The organism is Bacillus velezensis (genome assembly GCF_001461825.1).
Taxonomy (GTDB): Bacteria; Bacillota; Bacilli; order Bacillales; family Bacillaceae; genus Bacillus; species Bacillus velezensis.
Map to the genome: position 1 here is coordinate 17,861 of NZ_LLZC01000012.1, position 21,116 is coordinate 38,976.

Annotated in this window: 26 protein-coding genes and 1 riboswitch; of the genes, 16 read left to right on the forward strand and 10 right to left on the reverse strand. The window is 46.3% G+C overall.

Annotation, left to right across the window (positions count from 1 at the left end):
- Positions 1-85 precede the first annotated feature (85 nt).
- A complete protein-coding gene (locus AR442_RS04280) occupies positions 86-334 on the forward strand; it encodes a type B 50S ribosomal protein L31 (protein WP_003152229.1) in 249 nt (82 codons plus the stop codon).
- Between the two features lie 117 nt (positions 335-451).
- Complete coding sequence (locus AR442_RS04285) at positions 452-1,021, forward strand: beta-class carbonic anhydrase (RefSeq protein ID WP_003152233.1); 570 nt, start codon at positions 452-454, stop codon at positions 1,019-1,021.
- On the opposite strand, the gene yidD is transcribed toward AR442_RS04285, so the two are convergent.
- Positions 1,018-1,245: a membrane protein insertion efficiency factor YidD gene (yidD, locus tag AR442_RS04290; protein WP_007408838.1), complete on the reverse strand. Its 228-nt coding sequence runs from the start codon at positions 1,243-1,245 to the stop codon at positions 1,018-1,020. The genes AR442_RS04285 and yidD overlap by 4 nt on opposite strands.
- A gap of 123 nt (positions 1,246-1,368) precedes the next feature.
- Between yidD and AR442_RS04295 the strand changes: the two genes are divergently transcribed.
- Together AR442_RS04295 and AR442_RS04300 are read left to right on the forward strand one after the other, a co-directional pair.
- Positions 1,369-1,842, forward strand: coding sequence for an S-ribosylhomocysteine lyase (locus tag AR442_RS04295; RefSeq protein ID WP_003152237.1), 474 nt, complete (start codon positions 1,369-1,371; stop codon positions 1,840-1,842).
- Between the two features lie 114 nt (positions 1,843-1,956).
- The gene (locus AR442_RS04300; RefSeq protein ID WP_029974113.1) at positions 1,957-2,400 is read left to right on the forward strand and encodes a FixH family protein; all 444 of its coding nucleotides are present in this window, start codon (positions 1,957-1,959) and stop codon (positions 2,398-2,400) included.
- Here AR442_RS04300 and ytzI read toward each other — a convergent pair.
- The gene (ytzI, locus tag AR442_RS04305; protein WP_007408836.1) at positions 2,397-2,546 is read right to left on the reverse strand and encodes a YtzI protein; all 150 of its coding nucleotides are present in this window, start codon (positions 2,544-2,546) and stop codon (positions 2,397-2,399) included. The two genes, AR442_RS04300 and ytzI, sit on opposite strands and share 4 nt — an antisense overlap.
- A gap of 124 nt (positions 2,547-2,670) precedes the next feature.
- Between ytzI and AR442_RS04310 the strand changes: the two genes are divergently transcribed.
- The 3 genes from AR442_RS04310 to ytkD all read left to right on the forward strand — a co-directional run bounded on the left by AR442_RS04310 (position 2,671) and on the right by ytkD (position 4,276).
- On the forward strand, positions 2,671-3,108 hold the full coding sequence (locus tag AR442_RS04310) for a Dps family protein (RefSeq protein ID WP_007408835.1): 438 nt from the start codon (positions 2,671-2,673) through the stop codon (positions 3,106-3,108).
- Between the two features lie 151 nt (positions 3,109-3,259).
- Positions 3,260-3,664: a phage holin family protein gene (locus tag AR442_RS04315; protein ID WP_007408834.1), complete on the forward strand. Its 405-nt coding sequence runs from the start codon at positions 3,260-3,262 to the stop codon at positions 3,662-3,664.
- Positions 3,665-3,796: 132 nt separating this feature from the next.
- On the forward strand, positions 3,797-4,276 hold the full coding sequence (gene ytkD / locus AR442_RS04320; RefSeq protein WP_003152244.1) for an RNA deprotection pyrophosphohydrolase: 480 nt from the start codon (positions 3,797-3,799) through the stop codon (positions 4,274-4,276).
- A 34-nt stretch (positions 4,277-4,310) separates the two neighbouring features.
- Here the strand turns inward: ytkD and AR442_RS04325 are convergent, their stop codons facing one another.
- From AR442_RS04325 to AR442_RS04335, 3 genes are read right to left on the reverse strand one after another with little or no spacing between them, the layout of a single operon-like run.
- Positions 4,311-5,123 (reverse strand): ABC transporter permease, encoded by an 813-nt coding sequence (locus AR442_RS04325; RefSeq protein WP_014418698.1) that lies wholly within the window; start codon positions 5,121-5,123, stop codon positions 4,311-4,313.
- On the reverse strand, positions 5,098-5,880 hold the full coding sequence (locus tag AR442_RS04330; protein WP_003152246.1) for an ABC transporter ATP-binding protein: 783 nt from the start codon (positions 5,878-5,880) through the stop codon (positions 5,098-5,100). Before AR442_RS04330 ends, AR442_RS04325 begins: the two co-directional genes overlap by 26 nt.
- Positions 5,881-5,891: 11 nt before the next feature.
- Positions 5,892-6,896, reverse strand: coding sequence for an ABC transporter substrate-binding protein (locus AR442_RS04335; RefSeq protein WP_014418697.1), 1,005 nt, complete (start codon positions 6,894-6,896; stop codon positions 5,892-5,894).
- A 139-nt stretch (positions 6,897-7,035) separates the two neighbouring features.
- On the opposite strand from AR442_RS04335, the gene AR442_RS04340 reads away from it, so the two are divergent.
- On the forward strand, positions 7,036-7,809 hold the full coding sequence (locus tag AR442_RS04340) for an alpha/beta hydrolase family protein (protein ID WP_014418696.1): 774 nt from the start codon (positions 7,036-7,038) through the stop codon (positions 7,807-7,809).
- 57 nt (positions 7,810-7,866) lie between these two features.
- The gene (locus AR442_RS04345) at positions 7,867-8,109 is read left to right on the forward strand and encodes a DUF2584 domain-containing protein (RefSeq protein WP_003152249.1); all 243 of its coding nucleotides are present in this window, start codon (positions 7,867-7,869) and stop codon (positions 8,107-8,109) included.
- A gap of 42 nt (positions 8,110-8,151) precedes the next feature.
- On the opposite strand, the gene pckA is transcribed toward AR442_RS04345, so the two are convergent.
- Positions 8,152-9,735 carry a phosphoenolpyruvate carboxykinase (ATP) gene (pckA, locus tag AR442_RS04350; RefSeq protein ID WP_007613256.1) on the reverse strand — a complete coding sequence of 528 codons (1,584 nt, stop codon included), beginning with the start codon at positions 9,733-9,735 and terminating at the stop codon, positions 8,152-8,154.
- Positions 9,736-9,932: 197 nt separating this feature from the next.
- Positions 9,933-10,072: riboswitch (SAM riboswitch) on the forward strand.
- 169 nt (positions 10,073-10,241) lie between these two features.
- Here pckA and metK point away from each other — a divergent pair.
- The 3 genes from metK (at position 10,242) to alaP (ending at position 15,094) form a co-directional block, all read left to right on the forward strand.
- Entirely contained in the window at positions 10,242-11,444 is a 1,203-nt protein-coding gene (gene metK, locus AR442_RS04355) for a methionine adenosyltransferase (RefSeq protein ID WP_003152253.1), read from the forward strand.
- A 143-nt stretch (positions 11,445-11,587) separates the two neighbouring features.
- On the forward strand, positions 11,588-13,486 hold the full coding sequence (asnB, locus tag AR442_RS04360; protein ID WP_003152255.1) for an asparagine synthase (glutamine-hydrolyzing): 1,899 nt from the start codon (positions 11,588-11,590) through the stop codon (positions 13,484-13,486).
- A 204-nt stretch (positions 13,487-13,690) separates the two neighbouring features.
- Positions 13,691-15,094: an alanine permease AlaP gene (alaP, locus tag AR442_RS04365; RefSeq protein WP_014418695.1), complete on the forward strand. Its 1,404-nt coding sequence runs from the start codon at positions 13,691-13,693 to the stop codon at positions 15,092-15,094.
- Positions 15,095-15,271: 177 nt separating this feature from the next.
- Here alaP and AR442_RS04370 read toward each other — a convergent pair whose 3' ends face one another.
- The gene (locus tag AR442_RS04370) at positions 15,272-15,787 is read right to left on the reverse strand and encodes a gamma carbonic anhydrase (protein ID WP_032863655.1); all 516 of its coding nucleotides are present in this window, start codon (positions 15,785-15,787) and stop codon (positions 15,272-15,274) included.
- Between the two features lie 46 nt (positions 15,788-15,833).
- Here AR442_RS04370 and AR442_RS04375 point away from each other — a divergent pair, with 46 nt between their 5' ends.
- From AR442_RS04375 to AR442_RS04385, 3 genes are all read left to right on the forward strand, one after another.
- Positions 15,834-16,613, forward strand: coding sequence for an alpha/beta hydrolase (locus AR442_RS04375; RefSeq protein WP_003152261.1), 780 nt, complete (start codon positions 15,834-15,836; stop codon positions 16,611-16,613).
- 20 nt (positions 16,614-16,633) lie between these two features.
- Positions 16,634-17,713, forward strand: a complete 1,080-nt coding sequence (locus AR442_RS04380) for a tetraprenyl-beta-curcumene synthase family protein (protein ID WP_032863656.1) — start codon at positions 16,634-16,636, stop codon at positions 17,711-17,713.
- Positions 17,714-17,823: 110 nt separating this feature from the next.
- Positions 17,824-18,633, forward strand: coding sequence for a glycerophosphodiester phosphodiesterase family protein (locus AR442_RS04385; protein WP_014418692.1), 810 nt, complete (start codon positions 17,824-17,826; stop codon positions 18,631-18,633).
- 17 nt (positions 18,634-18,650) lie between these two features.
- Here the strand turns inward: AR442_RS04385 and AR442_RS04390 are convergent, their stop codons facing one another.
- The 3 genes from AR442_RS04390 to mnmL all read right to left on the reverse strand — a co-directional run bounded on the left by AR442_RS04390 (position 18,651) and on the right by mnmL (position 20,513).
- Positions 18,651-18,845, reverse strand: coding sequence for a hypothetical protein (locus tag AR442_RS04390; protein ID WP_003152265.1), 195 nt, complete (start codon positions 18,843-18,845; stop codon positions 18,651-18,653).
- Between the two features lie 121 nt (positions 18,846-18,966).
- Positions 18,967-19,548 carry a tRNA 5-(aminomethyl)-2-thiouridylate-methyltransferase MnmM gene (gene mnmM, locus AR442_RS04395; protein ID WP_007613246.1) on the reverse strand — a complete coding sequence of 194 codons (582 nt, stop codon included), beginning with the start codon at positions 19,546-19,548 and terminating at the stop codon, positions 18,967-18,969.
- Positions 19,545-20,513 carry a tRNA modification radical SAM protein MnmL/YtqA gene (gene mnmL / locus AR442_RS04400; protein WP_007408822.1) on the reverse strand — a complete coding sequence of 323 codons (969 nt, stop codon included), beginning with the start codon at positions 20,511-20,513 and terminating at the stop codon, positions 19,545-19,547. The genes mnmM and mnmL overlap by 4 nt, the downstream gene beginning before the upstream one ends.
- A 236-nt stretch (positions 20,514-20,749) precedes the next feature.
- Here mnmL and AR442_RS04405 point away from each other — a divergent pair, with 236 nt between their 5' ends.
- Entirely contained in the window at positions 20,750-21,022 is a 273-nt protein-coding gene (locus AR442_RS04405) for a YtzC family protein (RefSeq protein WP_003152272.1), read from the forward strand.
- The last annotated feature ends 94 nt before the right edge of the window (positions 21,023-21,116 follow it).

The window sequence follows — 21,116 nt, forward strand, 5'->3', positions numbered from 1 at the left end:
GGATCAGGGCATATATGATTGACAAGCGGTTATTTAAGGTTTAAAATAAAACGTAATTATTACGATTTGAGAAAGGGAGATCAGCATGAAAAAAGATATTCATCCGGATAACCATCAGGTGATTTTTCAAGATGTGAACAGCGGCTACCGCTTTTTAAGCCATTCTACGAAAACGTCAGAGGAAACGGCAGAGTGGGAAGACGGAAAAACATACCCGCTGATTAAAGTAGAAGTCAGCTCAGATACGCATCCGTTTTATACAGGCCGCCAAAAATTCAACGAAAAAGGCGGGAGAGTCGAACAGTTCAACAAAAAATACAATATGGGGAAATAAGACAAGCCCAATGGGGTTTGTCTTATTTATTGAGCACTTTGTCATCTCGTGCGGGGAGTGACGAAATGCCCCGCCTTATGTTATATTGTGAATAAAAAGCAGAAAGGAAACACCAAGATGAGTCTTCTAAACGATATCATGCAATTTAATGAGCAGTTCACTAAAAACAAAGATTATGAAAAATACCAAACATCTAAATTCCCGGATAAAAAGATGGCGATTTTGTCCTGTATGGACACGCGTCTTGTAGAATTGCTTCCGCATGCGATGAACATGCGAAACGGCGATGTGAAAATTATTAAAAGTGCCGGCGCGCTTGTCGCCCACCCGTTCGGAAGTATCATGCGCAGCCTTTTAGTGGCCGTATACGAATTAAACGCCGATGAAGTCTGCGTTATCGGCCACCATGATTGCGGCATGAGCAAAATCAACAGCGAGGATATGCTTGATAAAATTATCGACCGCGGTATTCCGAAAGAGCGGATTGACATGCTGAAGCACTCAGGAGTTGATCTTGATCAATGGCTGAAAAGCTTTGATTCAGTAGAAGCGAGTGTTACAGACAGCGTAAACGTCATTAAACACCATCCGCTATTCCCTGACAATGTGCCGGTGCACGGTCTGGTGATTGATCCTGAAACCGGTAAACTTGATCTGGTGATCGACGGCTACCAGCATATGGACTAATGTTTTTGTTTTTTGTCCGGTACGGGATCAACACCGCCCGGATGAAAAGGGTGGCACTTTAAAATCCGTTTCAGTGTCAGCCATCCGCCTTTTAATGCGCCGTGAGTCTTGACGGCTTCGATTCCGTACTGCGAACACGTCGGATAAAAGCGGCATGACGGCGGCGTCAGCGGAGAGATGAACTTCTGGTATCCGCGGATGAACGCAATCATTATGGTTTTCATCAAAAAACCACCTTTCTGATGCTAGTATAGAAAAAAAATTTCAGATTGAAAAGCTTCCGCCACAATTCTTATCGGAAAACTGTGTTATAATGGATGCATATTCTGAAAAAAGGGAGTGCCATTATGCCTTCAGTAGAAAGTTTTGAGCTTGACCATAATGCGGTTGTGGCTCCGTATGTAAGACATTGCGGAGTGCATAAAGTCGGAACAGACGGCGTCGTGAATAAGTTTGACATTCGCTTCTGCCAGCCGAACAAACAGGCGATGAAGCCGGATACGATTCATACGCTTGAGCACTTGCTTGCGTTTACGATTCGCACACATTCTGAGAAATACGATCACTTCGACATCATAGATATCTCACCGATGGGCTGCCAGACAGGCTATTATCTTGTTGTCAGCGGCGAGCCGACAGCGGAAGAAATTGTAGACCTGCTTGACGCTACGCTGAAAGAAGCCATCGATATTACGGAGATTCCGGCGGCCAACGAAAAACAGTGCGGCCAGGCGAAACTTCATGATTTAGAAGGCGCGAAACGCCTGATGCGTTTCTGGCTGTCACAGGATAAAGAAGATTTGCTGAAAGTGTTCGGATAAAAAACAGGCCTTTTTGCTGACATGCAAAAAGGCTTTTTTACATATTTCTAAAAAATGTCACACCTTGTGTGTAAGCGTTTGCTAAAATAGAAGCAAACATAAAGGAGTGATGGGATGAAACGGGCTGTATTGGCAGGTATGTGCGGTATGGTATTTCTATTATCTTCCTGCGGGGGTAATTCGGACAAAACCTCCGCGGATGAGGAGCCTAAAGCGCTTGAGGTCAAGCTTACAGGACCGGAAACGGCAGCACCGCATGAAAAAGCGGAATACAAGGCGGAGGTTTTTTACGGCGGCAAGCGTGTCACGGATGCGGATGAAGTCATGTTTGAAGTATGGAAAGAAGGAAAAAAAGGCAGCAGCAAAACAAGCAAGGCCAAGGAGGAAAAAGGGGCGTATCACCTGCGGACTGAATTTGATGAAGAGGGTGTCTATACCGTTCAATCCCACGTAACGGCAAAACAGCAGCATAATATGCCGACTGTAAAAGTGCGTGTCGGGGATGCTGAAGCTGCCGATGATTCCTCCGGCCATAAGGAACAGACGCATCATCATTAAGGATTTTTTTTATCCGTCAAGCCTTTTGATGCGTCCTCCGGCGGGTCAATCGTATGTTTTACATTATAAGCTCTTACAGTCGACCAGATGGATAAAAGCAGCACGGCGAGCACGATAAGAAAGCCGAAGCTCAGAAGAAGCAGCATGAAATCCCTCCTTTTTAACAAATCATAACATATTTTCCATCCGTAAAATCAAGGGCTAAAAATTTATGTTTTAACACACGATATATAGGGTATATCAATAGTAAACCAAAGGAGGAAGATAGGCATGTCAGAAAAACTATTGGATGCAGTCAATAAGCAAGTTGCAAACTGGACGGTCATGTATGTGAAATTACATAACTATCATTGGTACGTCAAAGGGAAGGACTTTTTCACATTGCATGAAAAGTTCGAGGAGCTGTATAACGAAACGGCTACATATATTGATGATCTGGCAGAACGTCTGCTGGCATTAAACGGCAAGCCGATCGGCACAATGACGGAATCATTGAAGACAGCGTCTGTAAAAGAAGCGGAAGGCAATGAGAGCGCAGAACAAATGGTACAGAACATTTATGATGATTTCACTGTCATTGCGGAAGAGCTGAAAAGCGGCATGGACCTCGCAGATGAGGTAGGAGACGAAACGACCGGTGATATGCTGCTTGCCATTCACCAGAATATCGAGAAACATAACTGGATGCTGAAAGCGTATTTAGGATAATCAACAAGGGAAGACCGGGGCTATAAAGCACTCGGTCTTTTATTTGGCTGCCGAAGAGAGGTGTTGTCCATTTTTCTGAAAAATCCAGTCCGTTCCATTCACTTTTCATAGAATAATGTAAGGCCGTTTCTGTGAAAGGATGTTGGATCAAGTGGGCAAAGACTTTGGCATCTTTTCGTTTTTTGCAGTGATCGTGTCGGCAGCGGGGTTTTTCTTCGGAGGTTTTCAGTATTCGTTTCTGATTTTGCTATCGGTCATGGCGATTGAGTTTATCAGTACAAGCTTAAAAGAATCTCTTTTGCAGCAGCTGAGCGCAAGAAAGCTTTTTGCGCGGCTGGTCAAAAAAATCGTGACCCTGGCATTAGTCTCAGTTTGCCATTTTTTTGACCAGCTGCTTCATACCGAAGGCGCCATCCGTAATTTGGCTATCATGTTTTATATCTTATACGAATCGGTTCAGATCGTGATTACGGCAAGCTCGCTGGGCATACCGGTTCCGCAGGTGCTCGTCGACCTATTGGATACCCTGAAAAATAAATTCAAGCGCAAACCGTAACATTTGCTTCAAAGGAGGCTATACTAGCGGGTATGATGGTTTTCCTCTGAATTTTTGATAAAGGGCTTCCGAACAAACGCAACTGTGGTATGATGTATGGAAGATATGAAGGAACGGATTAGAGGGATAAACATGTACGAGTTTAAAGACTATTATCAGAACACTGTTCAGCTCTCCTTTGAACACCAGCCTTTTTCAGACAGCCCGAAGCACGTATGGGTCATATGCCGATATGGAGATAAGTGGCTTTTGACCGAGCATGAAGACCGGGGGTTTGAATTTCCGGGCGGAAAAGTGGAGCCGATGGAATGTGCGGAGGAAGCGGCCCTGCGCGAGGTGAAAGAAGAAACCGGCGCCGCGGTAAGACATCTGAAGTACGTCGGACAGTATAAAGTTCTCGGCAGGGAAAAGGTAATCGTGAAGAATATTTATTTTGCCGATATTGAAAAGCTTGAAAAACAGGCTGACTATTTTGAAACAAAGGGGCCGGTGCTGTTCAGCGAACTGCCGGAGAATCTCCCCCGAAATAAAAAATTCAGTTTCATTATGAAAGATTCGGTGCTTCCGATCAGTCTGAAAAAGCTGAAAGAGGACGGCGTATTTCAATCATAAAAACGAAGACCCGGCGTTTACGCACGGGTCTTTTTTATATTTTTCCTTTCGTCCATTTTCTTTCTAACAGTTCGACTCCCTGATACATCAATGTCGCAAAAATCGCGATGATCAGAAGGCTTAAGAACACAAGAGTGAAATTGAAGACCTGGAATCCGTAAATGATCATGTAGCCCAGACCTTTTTCGGAAACGAGAAACTCGCCGACGATGACACCGACCCAGGATAAACCGACGTTCACTTTAAGCGCGGAAATAATCGCGGGGGCGCACGCCGGCAAAATGACTTCTTTAAACATGATGCTTCTTTTCGCTCCGAAGGTTTTCATGACCTTAATATAGTTTTCATCCACTTCCTGAAAAGCCGTAAAGACGACGATTGTCGTGATAATGACACTGATGACTGCTCCCATGGCGACAATGCTTGTGAAATTCGGTCCGAGAGCCACGATGAGAATCGGTCCGAGTGCGACCTTCGGCATCGCGTTTAAAATGACGAGGTACGGGTCTAAAACCCGGGCGAGCCTGTTTGACCACCATAACAGAGCGGCGAGGCATGTGCCGAGAAGCGTGCCGAGCAAAAAGCCGAGAACGGTTTCTCCTAAGGTTACGCCGATGTGCGCCGCAAGGGATCCGTCCGCAATCTTTTCAACTAAAAGCCTGCAAACGGCGGAGGGTGAGCTGAAGATTAACGGATCGATCCAGCCCGCCCTGCTCGATATTTCCCATCCGGCAAAAAATACGATGAAAATGGCGGCCTGATACGCACGGATCCGGAGCTTTTCTTTTTGGTGTCTTTTCTTAAACTGCTGATGAAGCTGTTCAATCGTGCCGCTGCTGTTTTTCAAGGGAATTCAGCTCCTTCCATATGGTTTGAAACAGCGGCTGAAAGGCCGGATCCTGACGCGCGTCAAACGGATCTAAAGCCGCGAGCTCCTTAGGCACGGTGAATATTTGGTGGATGGTGCCCGGCTGATTCGAAAATAAATAGATCGTATCGCTCATGGCGATGGCTTCACCGATATCGTGGGTGACGAGCACGGCGGTTTTTTGAAAATCCTTTAATGTTCTGAAGACAAGGTTTTCTAAAGAAAGCTTCGTTTGAAAGTCCAGCGCGGAAAACGGTTCATCAAGGAGCAGCAGGCCCGGGTCCGGCGCAAGAGTTCTGGCAAGTGCCGCCCGCTGCCGCATCCCGCCTGACAGCTCTTTCGGGTATTTCTTTTCAACGCCGATTAATCCGAGCTTAGGCAGAAGGCTGAGAACTTCAGCTCTTTTTTCTTCTGTTAATGTTTTTGAAATGTGTAAACCGAGCAGCACGTTTTCCTCAATTGATTTCCAAGGAAATAAATAATCCTGCTGAAGCATATAACCGATTTGGTGTTCTTTATGGTTCGGCACGCTTCCTTCAATCAGCACCCGGCCTTGCGCAGGGGTGATAAGGCCGGCCAGAATGGACAGGAGTGTGGTTTTTCCGCATCCGCTCGGCCCGAGAAAGGAGATGAAATCCCCTTTTTCAATCTGAAAATGTATATCTTTCACGGCGGTTGTCTTTTCTTTCAGCGAGAAATAAGTATGTGTTACATGATCGACATGTAAAAAAGACATTCATGTTCCTCCTATTGTTCTGAGGTGACTTTTTTGGCGATTTTTGTGTTGACGAGTTTGCTGTACGGAATGTGTTTCGGGAGCTCTCCGGCTTCATCCATAATAGATTGAAGCTGTTCCCATTCATCCTTTTGCAGAACTGGGTCTGCAGAGAATGACTTTTGTTTTTTATAGCGCTCTATTGATGTTTCGATAATGGCCGGATCTGTATCGGCAAATTCCTTCTGAATCGTTTTTGCGATGTCTTTGGCCGGATGGCTTTCCACCCATTGCTGGGCGCGATAGATGGCGCGGGTGAATTTTTCCGCCGTCTTTTCATTGCTTTTCAAATAACTTTCTTTTGCCATAAAGGTTGTGTATGGCACTTGGCCGGAAGCTTCTCCGAAGGATGCGACGATATGGCCGATGCCTTCTTTTTCAAATTGGGATGCCGTCGGTTCAAACAGCTGCACATAATCACCCGTTCCGGATGCGAATGCGTTGGAAATATTGGCGAAATCAATGTTTTGAACGAGGTTAATGTCTTTTTTCGGCTCTATGTGATTCTTTTTCAGGACGTACTCACCGGCCATTTGAGGCATGCCGCCTTTTCGCTGGCCGAGAAATGTTTTTCCTTTTAAATCGCTCCATTTGAATGATTTCTCATCCTTCCGCGACACGAGAAATGTGCCGTCCGTCTGTGTCAGCTGCGCGAAGTTGATGACTGGATCTTTTGCTCCCTGCGCCTCCACGTAAATGGATGTTTCAGAACCGACCAGCGCGATATCAGACCCGTTTGACAAAAGCGATGTCATCGTTTTGTCTCCGCCCCATGTTGTTTGAAGTGACACTTGGAGCCCTTCTTTTTTAAAGAAACCTTTTGCTTCAGCGACATACATAGGCGTGTAGAAGATGGAGTGTGTGACTTCCGCCACCTTTACCTTCGTCAGACTTTCTTCCTGTCTGCAGGCCGGAAGAATGAGCAGGAAAAAGGCGCATATGACAAAAACGCAGCCCGTTTTGAGCCATTTGTTCACGGTGTAACCTCCTTGTTTTAAGCGTTAAAATAACCTTTTCTGCTTTACATATCGTATGATGGGTATAAAAAATGTGTGAGTGCCCATATTCACGTTGGGAAAGAATAAAAAAACTGATGATATAAGGAGGCTCATTGTTTTGCTGGTAGAAAAGAAAAGGTTCCCGTCTCCGAGTCCGCATGTCCGCCTCTTTGCGGTATGCTATGAGTCAGAAGGGCTGAAGGTAAAGGGGCTCCTTGCCGAGCCTGCTGAGCCGGGAACATATGACGGTTTTTTATATTTGCGCGGCGGCATAAAAAATGTCGGCATGGTACGCCCCGGAAGAATCGTTCAATTCGCTTCCCAAGGCTTTGTCGTGTTTGCGCCTTATTACAGAGGCAACCAGGGCGGCGAGGGAAATGAAGATTTTGCGGGAGAGGACAGAGAGGACGCGTTTTCCGCTTTTCGCCTGCTTCGGGAGCATCCGAACGTCAGGGAAGGGCGGGTGCATATTTTCGGTTTTTCCCGGGGCGGAATCATGGGGCTTTTGACCGCGATTGAAATGGGGCATCAAGCGGCTTCGCTCGTATCATGGGGCGGTGTGAGCGATATGGTGCTTACTTATGAAGAGCGGAAGGATATGCGGCGGATGATGAAGCGTGTGATCGGCGGCACGCCGAAAAAGGTGCCGGATGAATACAGATGGCGTTCGCCGTTTGAAAAAGCAGACCGCATTCAGGCCCCTGTGCTGCTCATCCATGGAGAGAATGATGAGAATGTTTCGATCGAACACGCCCGGATGATCGAGGACAAGCTGAAAGAGGCGGGGAAACCGGTGGAAACCTGGTATTACAGCGGTTTTACGCATTATTTTCCGCCGCAGGAAAACAGACGCATTGTCCGGCGGCTGGCGGAATGGATGAAGACACGGTAAGATGCCTGATTTATGATATGATAATAAAGAATAAGAGAATGAAAGGGGATTTTCATTTTGGGAATGCCTGTTGAATTTAATACCATGATTGTGACAAAAGGCAATGAAAAACGGATAGAGGAAAATATCTTTTTATTGGAGAAAGAGGGCTATCGCGTCTATCCTCTTGATATTCCGATGGACGTGCGCAAAACGAAAACCGGCGAGAAATCCGGCACCGGCGAGGTCCAAAAGCTCGAATGGGCGAACGGCCGGACAAGCATTACATACAGACTCACGTCGCTTCATTCGACAAACTGAAAAAACAAAAGCCGAGGGCATAAACGCCCTTGGCTTTTTTGATTACACGAGAGGTCCGCCGGCTTTGGCAATCGAGTCTGCATGGGAAAACTTTTTAAAGTTTTCTTTAAACTCATTGGCTAAAAACAGCGCTTTTTCGTTGTATGCTTGTTTATCGCTCCATGTGTTTTCAGGCTGAAGAACTTCATCCGGAACGCCCGGAACATGAACGGGACTGCGCAGGCCGAAAATGCTGTCTGCCGTCATGTCAGTCTGGTTCAGTCTGCCTTCAATAGCGGCCTTGACCATCGCTCTTGTATACGAAAGTTTCATCCGTTCTCCGACTCCGTACCCTCCGCCGGTCCAGCCTGTGTTGACCAGGAAGACTTGAACGCCGTGTTCGTCGATTTTATGCCCGAGCATTTCGGCATATACATGCGCCGGAAGCGGAAGGAACGGTGAACCGAAGCACGTCGAGAAAGTCGTTTGCGGAGATGTCACGCCGCGCTCGGTTCCCGCGAGTTTACTGGTGTACCCGCTTAAGAAGTGATACATCGCCTGTTCCTTCGTCAGTTTGCTGATCGGAGGGAGCACACCGAATGCGTCCGCCGTTAAAAAGACGATTGCCTGCGGATGGCCGGCAATGCTCGGCTGCACGATATTGCCGATCATCTCAATCGGATATGCGGCTCTTGTGTTTTCCGTGTAGAAGGAATTATCGTAATCCGCTTCACCCGTTTTTTCATCAAGCACGACATTCTCAAGAACAGACCCGAAGCGGATCGCACGAAAAATCTGCGGTTCTTTTTCCTCGCTCAGATTGATACATTTAGCGTAACATCCGCCTTCAATGTTGAAAACGCCGGAATCTGACCAGCCGTGCTCGTCATCGCCGATCAGTTTGCGGTCCGCATCGGCTGAAAGCGTCGTTTTCCCTGTGCCGGAAAGACCGAAAAACAGGGCGACATCGCCTTTTTCACCGACATTGGCTGAGCAGTGCATCGGCAGTATATCCTGCTGCGGAAGCAGGAAGTTCATAATGGAGAATATTGATTTTTTCATTTCTCCGGCGTATTCGGTGCCGCCGATTAAAATGACGCGCTTTTCGAAAGAGACAATGATAAATGTTTCCGAATGCGTGCCGTCCGTCTCCGGATCTGCTTTAAAATGCGGAGCCGAGAGAATGGTGAAAGGCTGCGCTTGCGGATCTCTTTCATCCGTCTCCGGTCTGATAAACAGCTGGCGTGCGAATAAATTGTGCCATGCAAATTCATTTACGACCGTAATCGGGAGTCTGTATTTTTCATCCGCTCCTGCGAATCCTTCAAAAACAAACAGTTCATCCCGCTGTTTTAAGTAGCTGACGACTTTGGCGTACAGCTTTTCAAACGCCTCTTCAGAAATGGGCTGATTCACCGCGCCCCAATCAATTTGATTTTCTGTGCTTTGTTCACGGACGATAAATTTATCTTTAGGTGACCTGCCTGTATAAGCGCCGGTGGTGGCGCGTACGGCGCCCGTTGATGTCAGCGTTCCTTCATTTCGGCTGATCACTTTTTCGGTAAGTTTTGGAGCCGATAAATTATGATGCACATTCGGACTTGCAAGTAATGCTTGAAGATCTGCGGTTAAATCAACTAATTTCATAAAAACCTTCCTTTGCCGGTTTATTTGTATTTCGCTGAATGTGGAATTAGTATAACATATATCTGAAAATAGTCTATACTATTTACGGTTTTTTGTTTGTGTTTTTCCATTGCTTCCCGAAATAAAGGCGCGTAATCGCTTTAATTCATATTGACACTTTCCGCCCTTTTACGATAAGATATTTCATTGAGCGGATACTCTTATCCCGAGCTGGCGGAGGGACAGGCCCGATGAAGCCCAGCAACCGGTTTCTCTGTAAAAAAGCAGGTGAAAACACTGTGGGAAACCAAGGTGCTAACCTGATGCAAGGTTTAATATTTTCCTTGAGCGATAAGAGTGAAAGGCACACAGACCAAACCCTTTCCTCGAGTGGAAAAGGTTTTTTTATTTCATAAAATATGCCAATTAACATTCTCTGATATAGTATGACATTGTATTAAGAGGGAGCGAGTTCCGTATCATATGAGAAGGTCTTGCAAAAGATCTTTTTTCAGGAGGAAAAGTGAATGAGTAAAAACCGTCGACTATTTACATCTGAATCTGTTACTGAGGGTCATCCGGACAAAATCTGTGACCAAATTTCTGACAGTATCTTAGATGAGATTTTAAAAAATGACCCGAACGCGCGCGTGGCCTGCGAAACATCTGTAACGACAGGACTTGTGCTGGTAAGCGGAGAGATTACTACATCAACATACGTTGACATTCCGAAAACAGTCCGTGAAACGATTAAAGAAATCGGCTACACACGCGCCAAATACGGATTTGATGCGGAGACTTGCGCTGTTTTAACATCAATTGATGAACAGTCTGCGGATATCGCAATGGGTGTCGATCAGGCTCTTGAAGCGCGTGAAGGCACAATGAGCGATGCTGAAATCGAAGCAATCGGAGCGGGAGACCAAGGCCTGATGTTCGGTTATGCGTGTAACGAAACGAAAGAGCTTATGCCGCTTCCGATCTCTTTGGCGCATAAATTAGCCCGCCGTTTGAGCGAAGTCCGCAAAGAAGACATTCTTCCGTACCTTCGCCCTGACGGCAAAACGCAAGTTACCGTTGAATATGATGAAAACAACAAGCCGGTCCGCATCGACGCGATCGTCATTTCAACTCAGCACCACCCGGAAATTACGCTTGAGCAGATTCAGCGCAATCTGAAAGAGCATGTCATTAATCCTGTCGTGCCTGAGGAACTGATCGATGAAGAAACAAAATACTTCATCAACCCTACGGGACGTTTCGTAATCGGCGGACCTCAAGGTGACGCGGGTCTTACCGGCCGTAAAATCATCGTTGACACATACGGCGGATATGCACGCCACGGCGGCGGCGCATTCTCCGGTAAGGATGCGACGAAGGTAGACCGTTCTGCGGCATACGCTGCGAGATACGTAGCGAAAAACATCGTGGCAGCAGGCCTTGCTGATTCTTGTGAAGTGCAGCTTGCATACGCAATCGGCGTGGCACAGCCTGTTTCTATTTCCATCAATACATTTGATACAGGAAAAGCTTCTGAAGAAAAACTGATCGAAGTCGTACGGAATAACTTCGACCTGAGACCTGCCGGCATTATTAAAATGCTTGATCTGCGCCGCCCGATCTATAAACAGACTGCTGCTTACGGCCACTTCGGACGTCATGATGTGGATCTTCCTTGGGAGCGTACTGACAAGGCGGATGCGCTTCGCAAAGAAGCACTAGGAGAATAATTTTATAGCCGCTTACTTAAGCGGCTTTCCCTTTTTGTAGATGCTGCCATGCTTATTTTTTACATAGCGTGAAACCAATGGCGTAACACAGCGTCTATAAAAAGGGGGTCCAATTAGAAAATTACACTTATGGAGGCTATACTATGTGTGGATTTGTCGGTGTTTTTAATAAGCATCCATTAACTCAAACCGCAGATCAAGAAGAGCTAATCAAACAAATGAACCAAATGATCGTTCACCGCGGTCCTGACAGCGATGGGTATTATCATGACGAGCACGTCGGATTCGGCTTCAGACGGCTCAGTATTATTGACGTAGAAAACGGCGGACAGCCTTTATCATATGAAGACGAAAAATATTGGATCATTTTTAACGGCGAAATCTATAACTACATTGAATTGAGAGAAGAGCTTGAAGCGAAAGGCTACACTTTCAATACAGATTCCGATACTGAAGTGCTCCTTGCGACATACCGTCATTATAAAGAAGAAGCCGCTTCAAAGCTTCGCGGAATGTTTGCGTTTTTAATCTGGAACAAAGCTGACCGCGTCATGTACGGCGCGAGAGACCCGTTCGGCATTAAACCGCTGTATTACACAACCATCGGGGACAAAGTATATTTTGCATCTGAAAGAAAAAGTTTAATGGCCGCTCAAAACGGCATTGATCTTGATACAGCTTCTTTACAGCAATATATGTCTTTCCAATTCGTTCCTGAACCGAGCACGCTTGACGCTGAAGTGAAAAAAGTCGAGCCGGGCAGCCAGTTTACGATCCGCCCGGAAGGCGACATCGCGTTTAAAACATATTTCAAAGCGAACTTCAAGCCTGTTCAGTCTGATGAAGATAAATTGGTGAAAGAAGTCAGAGACGCAATCTTTGACTCTGTCAAAGTTCACATGAGAAGTGACGTGCCTGTCGGTTCGTTTCTATCCGGCGGTATCGACTCTTCTTTTATCGTCTCAGTTGCGAAAGAATTTCACCCGAGCCTTAAAACATTTTCCGTCGGTTTTGAGCAGCAGGGCTTCAGTGAGGTTGACGTAGCGAAGGAAACGGCTGCCGCGCTCGGGATTGAAAATATCAGCAAAGTCATTTCTCCTGAGGAGTATATGAACGAGCTTCCTAAAATCGTCTGGCACTTTGATGACCCGCTTGCAGATCCGGCGGCGATTCCTTTGTACTTTGTCGCAAAAGAAGCGAAAAAACATGTAACGGTCGCGTTATCCGGGGAAGGCGCGGACGAGCTGTTCGGCGGGTACAATATTTACCGCGAACCGCTTTCGCTTAAACCGTTTGAACGCATTCCGTCCGGTCTGAAAAAAATGCTTCTTCATGTGGCGTCCGTCATGCCTGAAGGAATGAGAGGGAAAAGCCTCTTAGTCCGCGGCTGCACACCGCTTGAGGAGCGTTATATCGGTAATGCGAAGATTTTTGAAGAGCCCGTGAAAAAACAGCTGCTCAAACATTACAATCCAGAGCTTTCATACCGTGATGTCACGAAGCCGTACTTTACGGAAAGCCGTTCATACAGCGACATTAATAAAATGCAGTATGTTGACATCCATACGTGGATGCGCGGCGACATCCTGTTAAAGGCTGACAAAATGACGATGGCCAACTCATTGGAACTGCGCGTGCCGTTCCTTGATAAAGTCGTGTTTGACGTGGCTTCTAAAATTCCGGATGAACTGAAAACGAAAAACGGCACGACGAAATACCTTCTGCGCAAAGCTGCTGAAGGGGTAGTGCCTGATCATGTGCTTAACCGCAAAAAACTCGGCTTCCCTGTGCCGATCCGCCACTGGCTGAAAAATGAAATGAACGAATGGGTTCGCAACATCATTCGTGAAAGTGAAACAGATGCTTATATTGAAAAGGATTATGTCCTTCAGCTTCTAGAAGATCATTGTGCCGACAGAGCGGACAACAGCCGCAAAATCTGGACCGTGCTGATCTTCATGATCTGGCACAGCATCAATGTTGAAAAAAGACTGGTGCCGGAAGAGCTGAATCATCAGCCGAAAGAAGTCATTTTCGTTTAATCCAAAAGGCTTTCGATGTTATCGAAAGCCTTTTTTCTATTGTTTTTTTGTAAACCGTCTATTCCGCTCTGTTTTCGACAAAGTATTACGCAATATTCAGAAAAAAGTTATAATAGGACTAATCGGGTAGATTCCGGAAAGTGTTTTCTGGCTATTTCGTCTCGGTTTGTTGTTTCTTTGTCAAAATCAGGGGGAGGGAGAGTTATGCAAAACAAAGAAAAAACGCTTCACCGCGGCTTGGAAGAGCGGCATATCTCGCTTATGTCGTTGGGCGCCGCGATTGGAGTCGGGCTGTTTCTCGGGTCGGCTTCTGCCATAAAGCTTGCCGGGCCGGGGATTTTAGCCGCTTACGCCTGCAGCGGACTGATTATGTTTTTTATTATGCGGGCATTAGGGGAAATGGCGATTCAAAAGCCTGTAGCCGGCTCATTCAGCCGGTATGCCAGAGATTATCTCGGTCCGCTTGCCGGGTTTTTAACAGGCTGGAATTATTGGTTTTTATGGGTTGTTACCTGCATGGCGGAAATCACCGCGGTCGGCATTTATATGGGCTACTGGTTCCCTGACGTGCCGTCATGGATCTGGGCGCTTTGTGCACTCGTCATTATGACGGCTGTCAACTTTCTGGCGGTTAAAGCGTACGGTGAGCTTGAATTCTGGTTTGCGCTCATTAAAGTCTTGGCGATTCTGTCAATGATCGCGATCGGTCTGGTGATGATCGTATTCGGTCTCGGAAACGGAGGCGTTGCGCTCGGAATCAGCAATTTATGGAGCCACGGCGGCTTTTTCCCGAATGGGATTAAAGGGGTGCTGCTGTCGCTTCAAATGGTCATGTTTGCCTATCTCGGGATTGAGCTGATCGGTGTCACAGCCGGTGAGGTCAAAAATCCGGAAAAATCACTGGCGCGGGCCATAGATACTGTTTTTTGGCGCATTCTCATTTTTTACGTCGGAGCTTTGTTTGTCATTATGTCAATTTATCCGTGGCAGGAAATCGGTTCAGGCGGAAGCCCGTTTGTTTTGACATTTGAAAAAATCGGAATCCCCGCTGCAGCCGGAATCATTAATTTTGTCGTATTGACGGCGGCTCTTTCTTCCTGCAACAGCGGGATCTTCAGCACGGGGCGCATGCTGTTCAATCTGGCGGAACAAAATGAAGCGCCTAAAGCATACGGTACGGTCACAAAAGGCGGTGTGCCGGGAAAAGCGGTATTGGTTTCAGCGGGCGCGTTATGCATCGGCGTTTTGCTGAACTACGTGGTGCCGGCGAAAGTGTTTACGTGGGTGACGAGCATTGCGACGTTCGGGGCGATTTGGACATGGTCGATTATTTTGCTTTCCCAAATGAAATATCGTAAAAGCTTACAGCCGGAACAACGGAAAAAACTGAAATATAAAATGCCTTTATACCCCTTTTCCTCATATATCTCGCTGGCATTTCTGGCTTTTGTCGTTGTGCTGATGGCTTTTGATGCAGAGACCAGGGTGGCCGTCATCATCGGTCCTGTCTGGTTCGGTATATTATTAGCCGCCTATTACGGGAAAGGTTTCCATAAAAGAAAAGACATAGATCTGGAAAACGGACAGACATTCGCCGAAAAAGCGTAAAAAAAGAGCCCGGGACATGGGCTCTTTTTTTCATAGGATCGGGCCGGCGGGGGAAGAATAAAACAAATTCCTGAACATTTTGCTTCTGTTTCCTGACAATCGGGAGAATGCAAATGGTTTTTACTTAAATAATATTTTGAAAAATGGTACAGTAGTAAAAACAAAGCTGATCTATTTTTATTTCTTTTGCAGTGTTTTATAATATCGCCCTTTTTCAACATATTCCGTTCTGATTCTTTCCATGTCCCGTATGTCTTCTTCTGTCAGCCGGCGGATAACCTTTGCGGGCCGGCCGAACGCAAGACAGCCGGGAGGAATGGTTTTGCCCGGAGGAACGAGACTTCCGGCGCCGATAAACGCGCCTTCTCCGATTTCCGCCCCGTCAAGAATGACGGAGCCCATACCGATTAAAGCATTCTTTTTGATGATTGCGCTGTGCAGTGTAACCTGATGGCCGATCGTGACGTCATCTTCAATAAGAAGCGGGCGGTTCGGACTTTGATGCAGACAGCTCAAGTCTTGTATGCTGACTCTTTTTCCGATCCTTGTCGGCGCAACATCCCCCCGGATGACGGCTGAGAACCAAATGCTTGATTGTTCTCCGATCACGACGTCGCCCGTAATGACGGCGTTATCCGCAATGAACGCTTCAGGATGTATGTCCGGCGTAAATTGTTTATAAGGGTAGATTATCATGTCTCATCCTTCTTTCTCTAAATTTATGTAAGAGGTGAACTGCATGTGGACTTGGAAAGCAGACAGGCCCGTCGGTACCATTGTCATTATCCACGGGGCGAGCGAATACCACGGGCGTTATAAATGGCTCGTTGAAATGTGGAGATCTTCCGGATATAACGTGGTGATGGGCGATTTGCCCGGTCAGGGAACGTCGACCCGCGCCAGAGGGCATATTCGCTCTTTCCAAGAATACATTGATGAAGTAGATATATGGATTGATAAAGCGAGAACGCTTGAAGCGCCCGTTTTCCTTTTGGGCCACAGCATGGGCGGCCTGATTGCGATAGAATGGTTTAAGCAGCAGAGAAATCCCCGCATTACGGCACTCATTTTATCATCACCTTGTCTGGGTCTGCAAATAAAAGTCAATAAAGTCCTAGATTTTGCGTCTAAAGGACTGAACGTCCTCGCTCCGTCCCTCAGAGTGGATTCCGGCTTATCACCTGATATGGCAACGAGGAATGCGGATATGATTGAAGCGGATCAAAACGACTCTTTATATGTCACGAAGGTATCCGTAAGATGGTACAGAGAGCTTTTAAAAACCATTGATGCCGCTATGGTGCCGACTGATGCGTTTTTAAAGGTGCCGCTTTTGCTTATGCAGGGCGGTGATGACAAAATCGTCGATAAAATGAAGGTCCGCAAATGGTTTTCCGGTGTGGCTTCCCATAATAAATCGTACCGGGAATGGGAAGGGCTTTATCATGAAATTTTTAATGAACCGGAAAGAGAAACTGTGTTTAAGGCGGCAAAAGCCTTTACAGATCAGTATATTTGAATTCGCTGGGGGTGCATATGTTGACAGTACCGGAACATCCTTTTAACCTTATGGCAAAAGTGTATCGGGAAATTTTTCCGCTCGTTCATCAGGAATTGAACATGTGGCGGGAAAAATCAGATTCCATTAAAAATACCGAACTGCGGCAGCAGGCGGCCGCAAGTATCCGCGATAAATCGTTTCATTGTGAAGGAGGCGGCATTTTAGCCCTGCTTTCGGGAGAGCAGAAACAGAAATGCGTGCAATTTATCATCGCGTATCAGACAATCAGTGATTATCTGGACAATCTGTGCGACCGCAGCACCTCGCTTGATCCCGAGGACTTCCGCATGCTTCATCTCTCCATGCGTGACGCGCTGACGGTCGGTGCCGAGGTGCGGCCGTACTATCAGTACAGAGAGGAGCGGGATGACGGCGGTTATCTTCATGAGCTGGTCAGAACATGCCAGCGGGTGCTCGGGTCAATAGAACATTACGGTATCATTAAACCTTATTTGCTTGAGCTATGTGATTATTATTGCGATCTTCAGGTTCATAAGCATGTCGTTGAGCATGAACGCGTTCCGAGGCTTAAAGGCTGGTTTGAGCAGTACCGGTCACAGCTTCCGGAAATGGAGTGGTTTGAATTCTCGGCCTGCGCCGGATCGACGTTAGGCATTTTCTGTCTCGTTGCTTACTCATTCCAGCCTGATTTTAACGAACATACCGCTGAGAAAATCCGCAGCAGTTATTTTCCGTACATACAAGGGCTGCATATACTGCTCGATTATTTAATTGACCAGGAAGAGGATCTGCTTGAAGGCGATCTGAATTTCTGTACGTATTATCAGTCTCATGAAGAAATGATGCAGAGACTGCAGCATTTTATTGAAAAAGCGGATGAACATTTGAAAGGCATTCCGCATGAAAATTTTCACCGGCTGATCAACAGGGGGCTGCTCGGCGTCTATTTATCCGATGACAAAGTCGCCGGCCAAAAAGAAATGGGCCGCCTCGCGCGAAAGCTGATCAGGGCAAGCGGAAAAACGTCATTTTTCTTTTATATCAACGGAAGAGCCTACCGCAAATTTCAGAAGATGGCTTGGACGAAAAGTTCGTAATGGGTGAACTGCGCCTCTCGTGTAAATCATGACGGCGCAGTTTTTTATTTATGACGTGAAGTATGAAATGAAACATTGTTTGCGCCTGCAGAATATGATACTTTAATTTTATGAAAAAATTAAAGTATTTAGCGGTCATAGCATTACTTTCCATTTCCGGAGGCTGCTCCGTCATCCATGCTTCCGCCGGCTATCATCCTGTCTTGATAGCGCACAGGGGCTCTTCTTCGATTGAGCCGGAACATACAGCTTTGTCTTATGCGCGTGCCATTAAAGACAAAGCAGATTATATTGAGATAGACTTACGGGAGACAAAGGACGGCCATCTGATTGCAATTCACGATAAAACGGTAGATCGGACAACAGATGGTAAAGGGATGACAGATGATCTGTCTTTGGCTCAGATTAAGAAACTGAATGCGGGAAAAGGAGAAAAGATTTTAACATTAGAAGAAATCATACAGAAATTCGGACAAACTGCCAATTACTATATTGAGACAAGAGAAAGCAACGGCAGCCTGGTGATGGAAAAGAAACTGATTGACATATTACAAAAACATAAGCTGATTTCCAGCCATAAAGCAGTCATTGAGTCTTTTAGCGGGAAGAGCTTAAAGAAAGTTCGATCTATGAATAAAAAAGTTCCTCTTGTTCGATTATTAAAAGATAACGAGGCTGAGGAGATAAATGATAAGCAGCTGCAAACCATCAGAACGTATGCTGATACAGTCGGGCTCAACGCCAAATTGGCAAATGAAGCAGTCGTGAAGCGCATTCATCACAATAAGATGAAAGTGCACGTGTTTTTTGATAAGGAAGACGAGCATACGCTGACGCCTATTATGCTGAAACAAAAAGCAGATGGTGTCTTTACAAACAATCCCGCTTATACACGCAGCGTGCTGCAAAACAGTAAATAAAAAGAGACATGCGCATTTTACGCTGTCTCTTTTTTTAACGGTTTCTTTTTTGCCGCAAGGTGCATTGCGAATTTGCCGATCAGCCCGATGACAAAAAATGCAGCAAACCACCAGTAATAGGTTTTCGCGAACTCAAATCCTAAATGTCTTGATAAAATGATGACGAACATCACATAGGGAACACTTGAAAATATGATGCGAAGAATATTCAAACTGCCGCTCCTCCCAGATGTTACACTTAAAGATGTGCTTTTTTCCATTATTTCATAGTAATTGATTTTTCTTGAAAAGTAAACACAAAAAGAGTCGGCCCGCTTATGACAGGCCGATTCTTTATTTGCCGGCAGATTTCTTTTCAATCGCTATAATAAACGGCGGGTCGTTTCGCTGGTTGAGAAAGCCGTAGCTCAGCACGCGCGCTTTTTCCTGATCAAGATTGCTGCAGTACTCCAGTAATGCACTTTTTTCCGTCTTGCCTTCAGGATGCCCGTGGTACACAACGAGAACGATCAGCCCGTTCTCCTTCAGCAGTTCAAGGAGCTGTTCGATCGCGGAAATGGTTGAGTGACCGTTTGTCGTAATGCTTTTATCGCCGCCGGGCAGATAGCCGAGATTAAAGACGGCGCAAGCCACACGACCGTGCGCATCTTCAGGCAGCGATGCCTTTATTTGATCATGGCTCTTATGGTGAAGCGTGACGCGCGGGCCGAAGTCGGCACCGAGCCGCTCCTTCGTTTTAGCGAGTGCGTCCGCTTGAATATCAAAAGCATGAACATGTCCTGTCTCACCGACAAGGCCGGCCAGAAAATATGTATCATGTCCGTTGCCCATCGTCGCGTCAACCGTGATATCACCTTCCTGTGCGGCGGACTTCAGCAATTCTTTACTGAAAGGGAGGATGTGCATCAAGGTCATAGGGCGGTCTCCTCCCCGATCTTTCTGAAGAGCTTCCCTTGATAGCTTCCCCGTGTTTCCAGCTCTTTTTGAATGGCGCCCAGTACTTCCCACTTATTGACGCTCCACATCGGTCCGACCATTAATTCGATCGGCCCGTCTCCCGTAATGCGGTGAACAATCATTTCCGGGGGAATGATTTCGAGCTGATCACATACAAGACTTACATATTCTTCTTGAGAAAGGAACTCCAGCTTTCCTTTTTCATATTGCTTCACCATCGGTGTGCCTTTTAATAAGTGAAGCAGGTGAATTTTAATGCCTTGCACATCCAAATCAGCGACGGCTTTGGCCGTCTCCATCATCATGTCCCTGTTTTCAAGCGGAAGCCCGTTAATGATATGGGAACAAACGCGGATGCCGTGTTTCCTCAGTTTATTGACACCCTCAACATAGCAGTCAAAATCATGGGCGCGGTTGATCAGAAGGGCGGTCCGCTCATGCACGGTCTGCAACCCGAGTTCAACCCATAAATAGGTCCGCTCATTCAGTTCGGCCAAATATTCCACGACATCGTCCGGCAGGCAGTCCGGACGGGTCGCGATCGACATGCCGACAACGCCGTCAAGCTTGAGGACGGATTCGAATTTTTCACGCAGCTCCTCTACCGGGGCATGCGTATTCGTGAACGCTTGGAAATATGCGATATATTTGCCGTCTTTCCACTTTTCGTGCATGCGGTTTTTAATATCGTGAAATTGCGTGAGTAAGTCATCGGCCCGATTGCCGGCAAAATCGCCGGAGCCCGCCGCGCTGCAGAATGTGCAGCCTCCGTGTGCAACCGTGCCGTCCCGATTCGGGCAGTCAAAACCGCCGTCAAGCGCGACTTTAAACACTTTATGCCCGAAATGCTCCCGCAGATGATAATTTAATGTATGGTACCGTTTTTCCGTATTTGAATAAGGAAAAGGGTTATTCTCGTTCAATGTTCAAAAAGCCTCCCTCACATCAGATGCATCCTAAAATTGTAGCATGAATGATGGGGGTTCACAATCTGAAAACAGGATGCGGCTTTCTTTTGTTTATTATGACTGCAGGCAGGATTCTCATTCCTTTAGTTAAACACGGAAAATTTGGTTCTCTTTCCTTCAACCTTCGGGTGTTATTATTTTTGGTCCGCTCAAACTAAGTTTGATTTCCCATTCACTGAGGAGGGGTTTCGTTGGCAACAAGACAATCAGTAGATGAACATCTCCAAAGAAGCGAACAGGCGTATGAATTTGCGAATGAACAATTTATGACCGCTTCGAAACAAGAGCATTATAATGATAATGAGTACAGTGAAGCGCAAATGATGCTTGAAAACGCGGTGAATGAATTAAACAAGCTGTCATTATCTGCGAATGATCAGCAAAGAGAGCAGCTTTATCGAATGAGATTGCAGCTGCAGACCTTGCAAAACAATATGATTTTGCAGCGTAATTTTGATTACTGACCGCGCCGTTTCAAATGGTTCAGCAAACCTGCCGGAATCCCGGCGGGTTTTTTGTATTTCTTTTAAAAAAGAATTGACAATAGGCCTGAGTGTG

Coding starts and splice junctions, on each gene's coding strand:
- ytzI (WP_007408836.1), bottom strand. CDS start 2,546: ATGCTGCTTCTTCTGAGCTTCGGCTTTCTTATCGTGCTCGCCGTGCTG.
- AR442_RS04385 (WP_014418692.1), top strand. CDS start 17,824: ATGAAAAAATTAAAGTATTTAGCGGTCATAGCATTACTTTCCATTTCC.
- metK (WP_003152253.1), top strand. CDS start 10,242: ATGAGTAAAAACCGTCGACTATTTACATCTGAATCTGTTACTGAGGGT.
- AR442_RS04330 (WP_003152246.1), bottom strand. CDS start 5,880: ATGTCTTTTTTACATGTCGATCATGTAACACATACTTATTTCTCGCTG.
- asnB (WP_003152255.1), top strand. CDS start 11,588: ATGTGTGGATTTGTCGGTGTTTTTAATAAGCATCCATTAACTCAAACC.
- AR442_RS04375 (WP_003152261.1), top strand. CDS start 15,834: ATGTGGACTTGGAAAGCAGACAGGCCCGTCGGTACCATTGTCATTATC.
- AR442_RS04295 (WP_003152237.1), top strand. CDS start 1,369: ATGCCTTCAGTAGAAAGTTTTGAGCTTGACCATAATGCGGTTGTGGCT.
- yidD (WP_007408838.1), bottom strand. CDS start 1,245: ATGAAAACCATAATGATTGCGTTCATCCGCGGATACCAGAAGTTCATC.
- AR442_RS04280 (WP_003152229.1), top strand. CDS start 86: ATGAAAAAAGATATTCATCCGGATAACCATCAGGTGATTTTTCAAGAT.
- mnmM (WP_007613246.1), bottom strand. CDS start 19,548: ATGACCTTGATGCACATCCTCCCTTTCAGTAAAGAATTGCTGAAGTCC.
- pckA (WP_007613256.1), bottom strand. CDS start 9,735: ATGAAATTAGTTGATTTAACCGCAGATCTTCAAGCATTACTTGCAAGT.
- ytkD (WP_003152244.1), top strand. CDS start 3,797: ATGTACGAGTTTAAAGACTATTATCAGAACACTGTTCAGCTCTCCTTT.
- alaP (WP_014418695.1), top strand. CDS start 13,691: ATGCAAAACAAAGAAAAAACGCTTCACCGCGGCTTGGAAGAGCGGCAT.
- AR442_RS04310 (WP_007408835.1), top strand. CDS start 2,671: ATGTCAGAAAAACTATTGGATGCAGTCAATAAGCAAGTTGCAAACTGG.
- AR442_RS04300 (WP_029974113.1), top strand. CDS start 1,957: ATGAAACGGGCTGTATTGGCAGGTATGTGCGGTATGGTATTTCTATTA.
- AR442_RS04285 (WP_003152233.1), top strand. CDS start 452: ATGAGTCTTCTAAACGATATCATGCAATTTAATGAGCAGTTCACTAAA.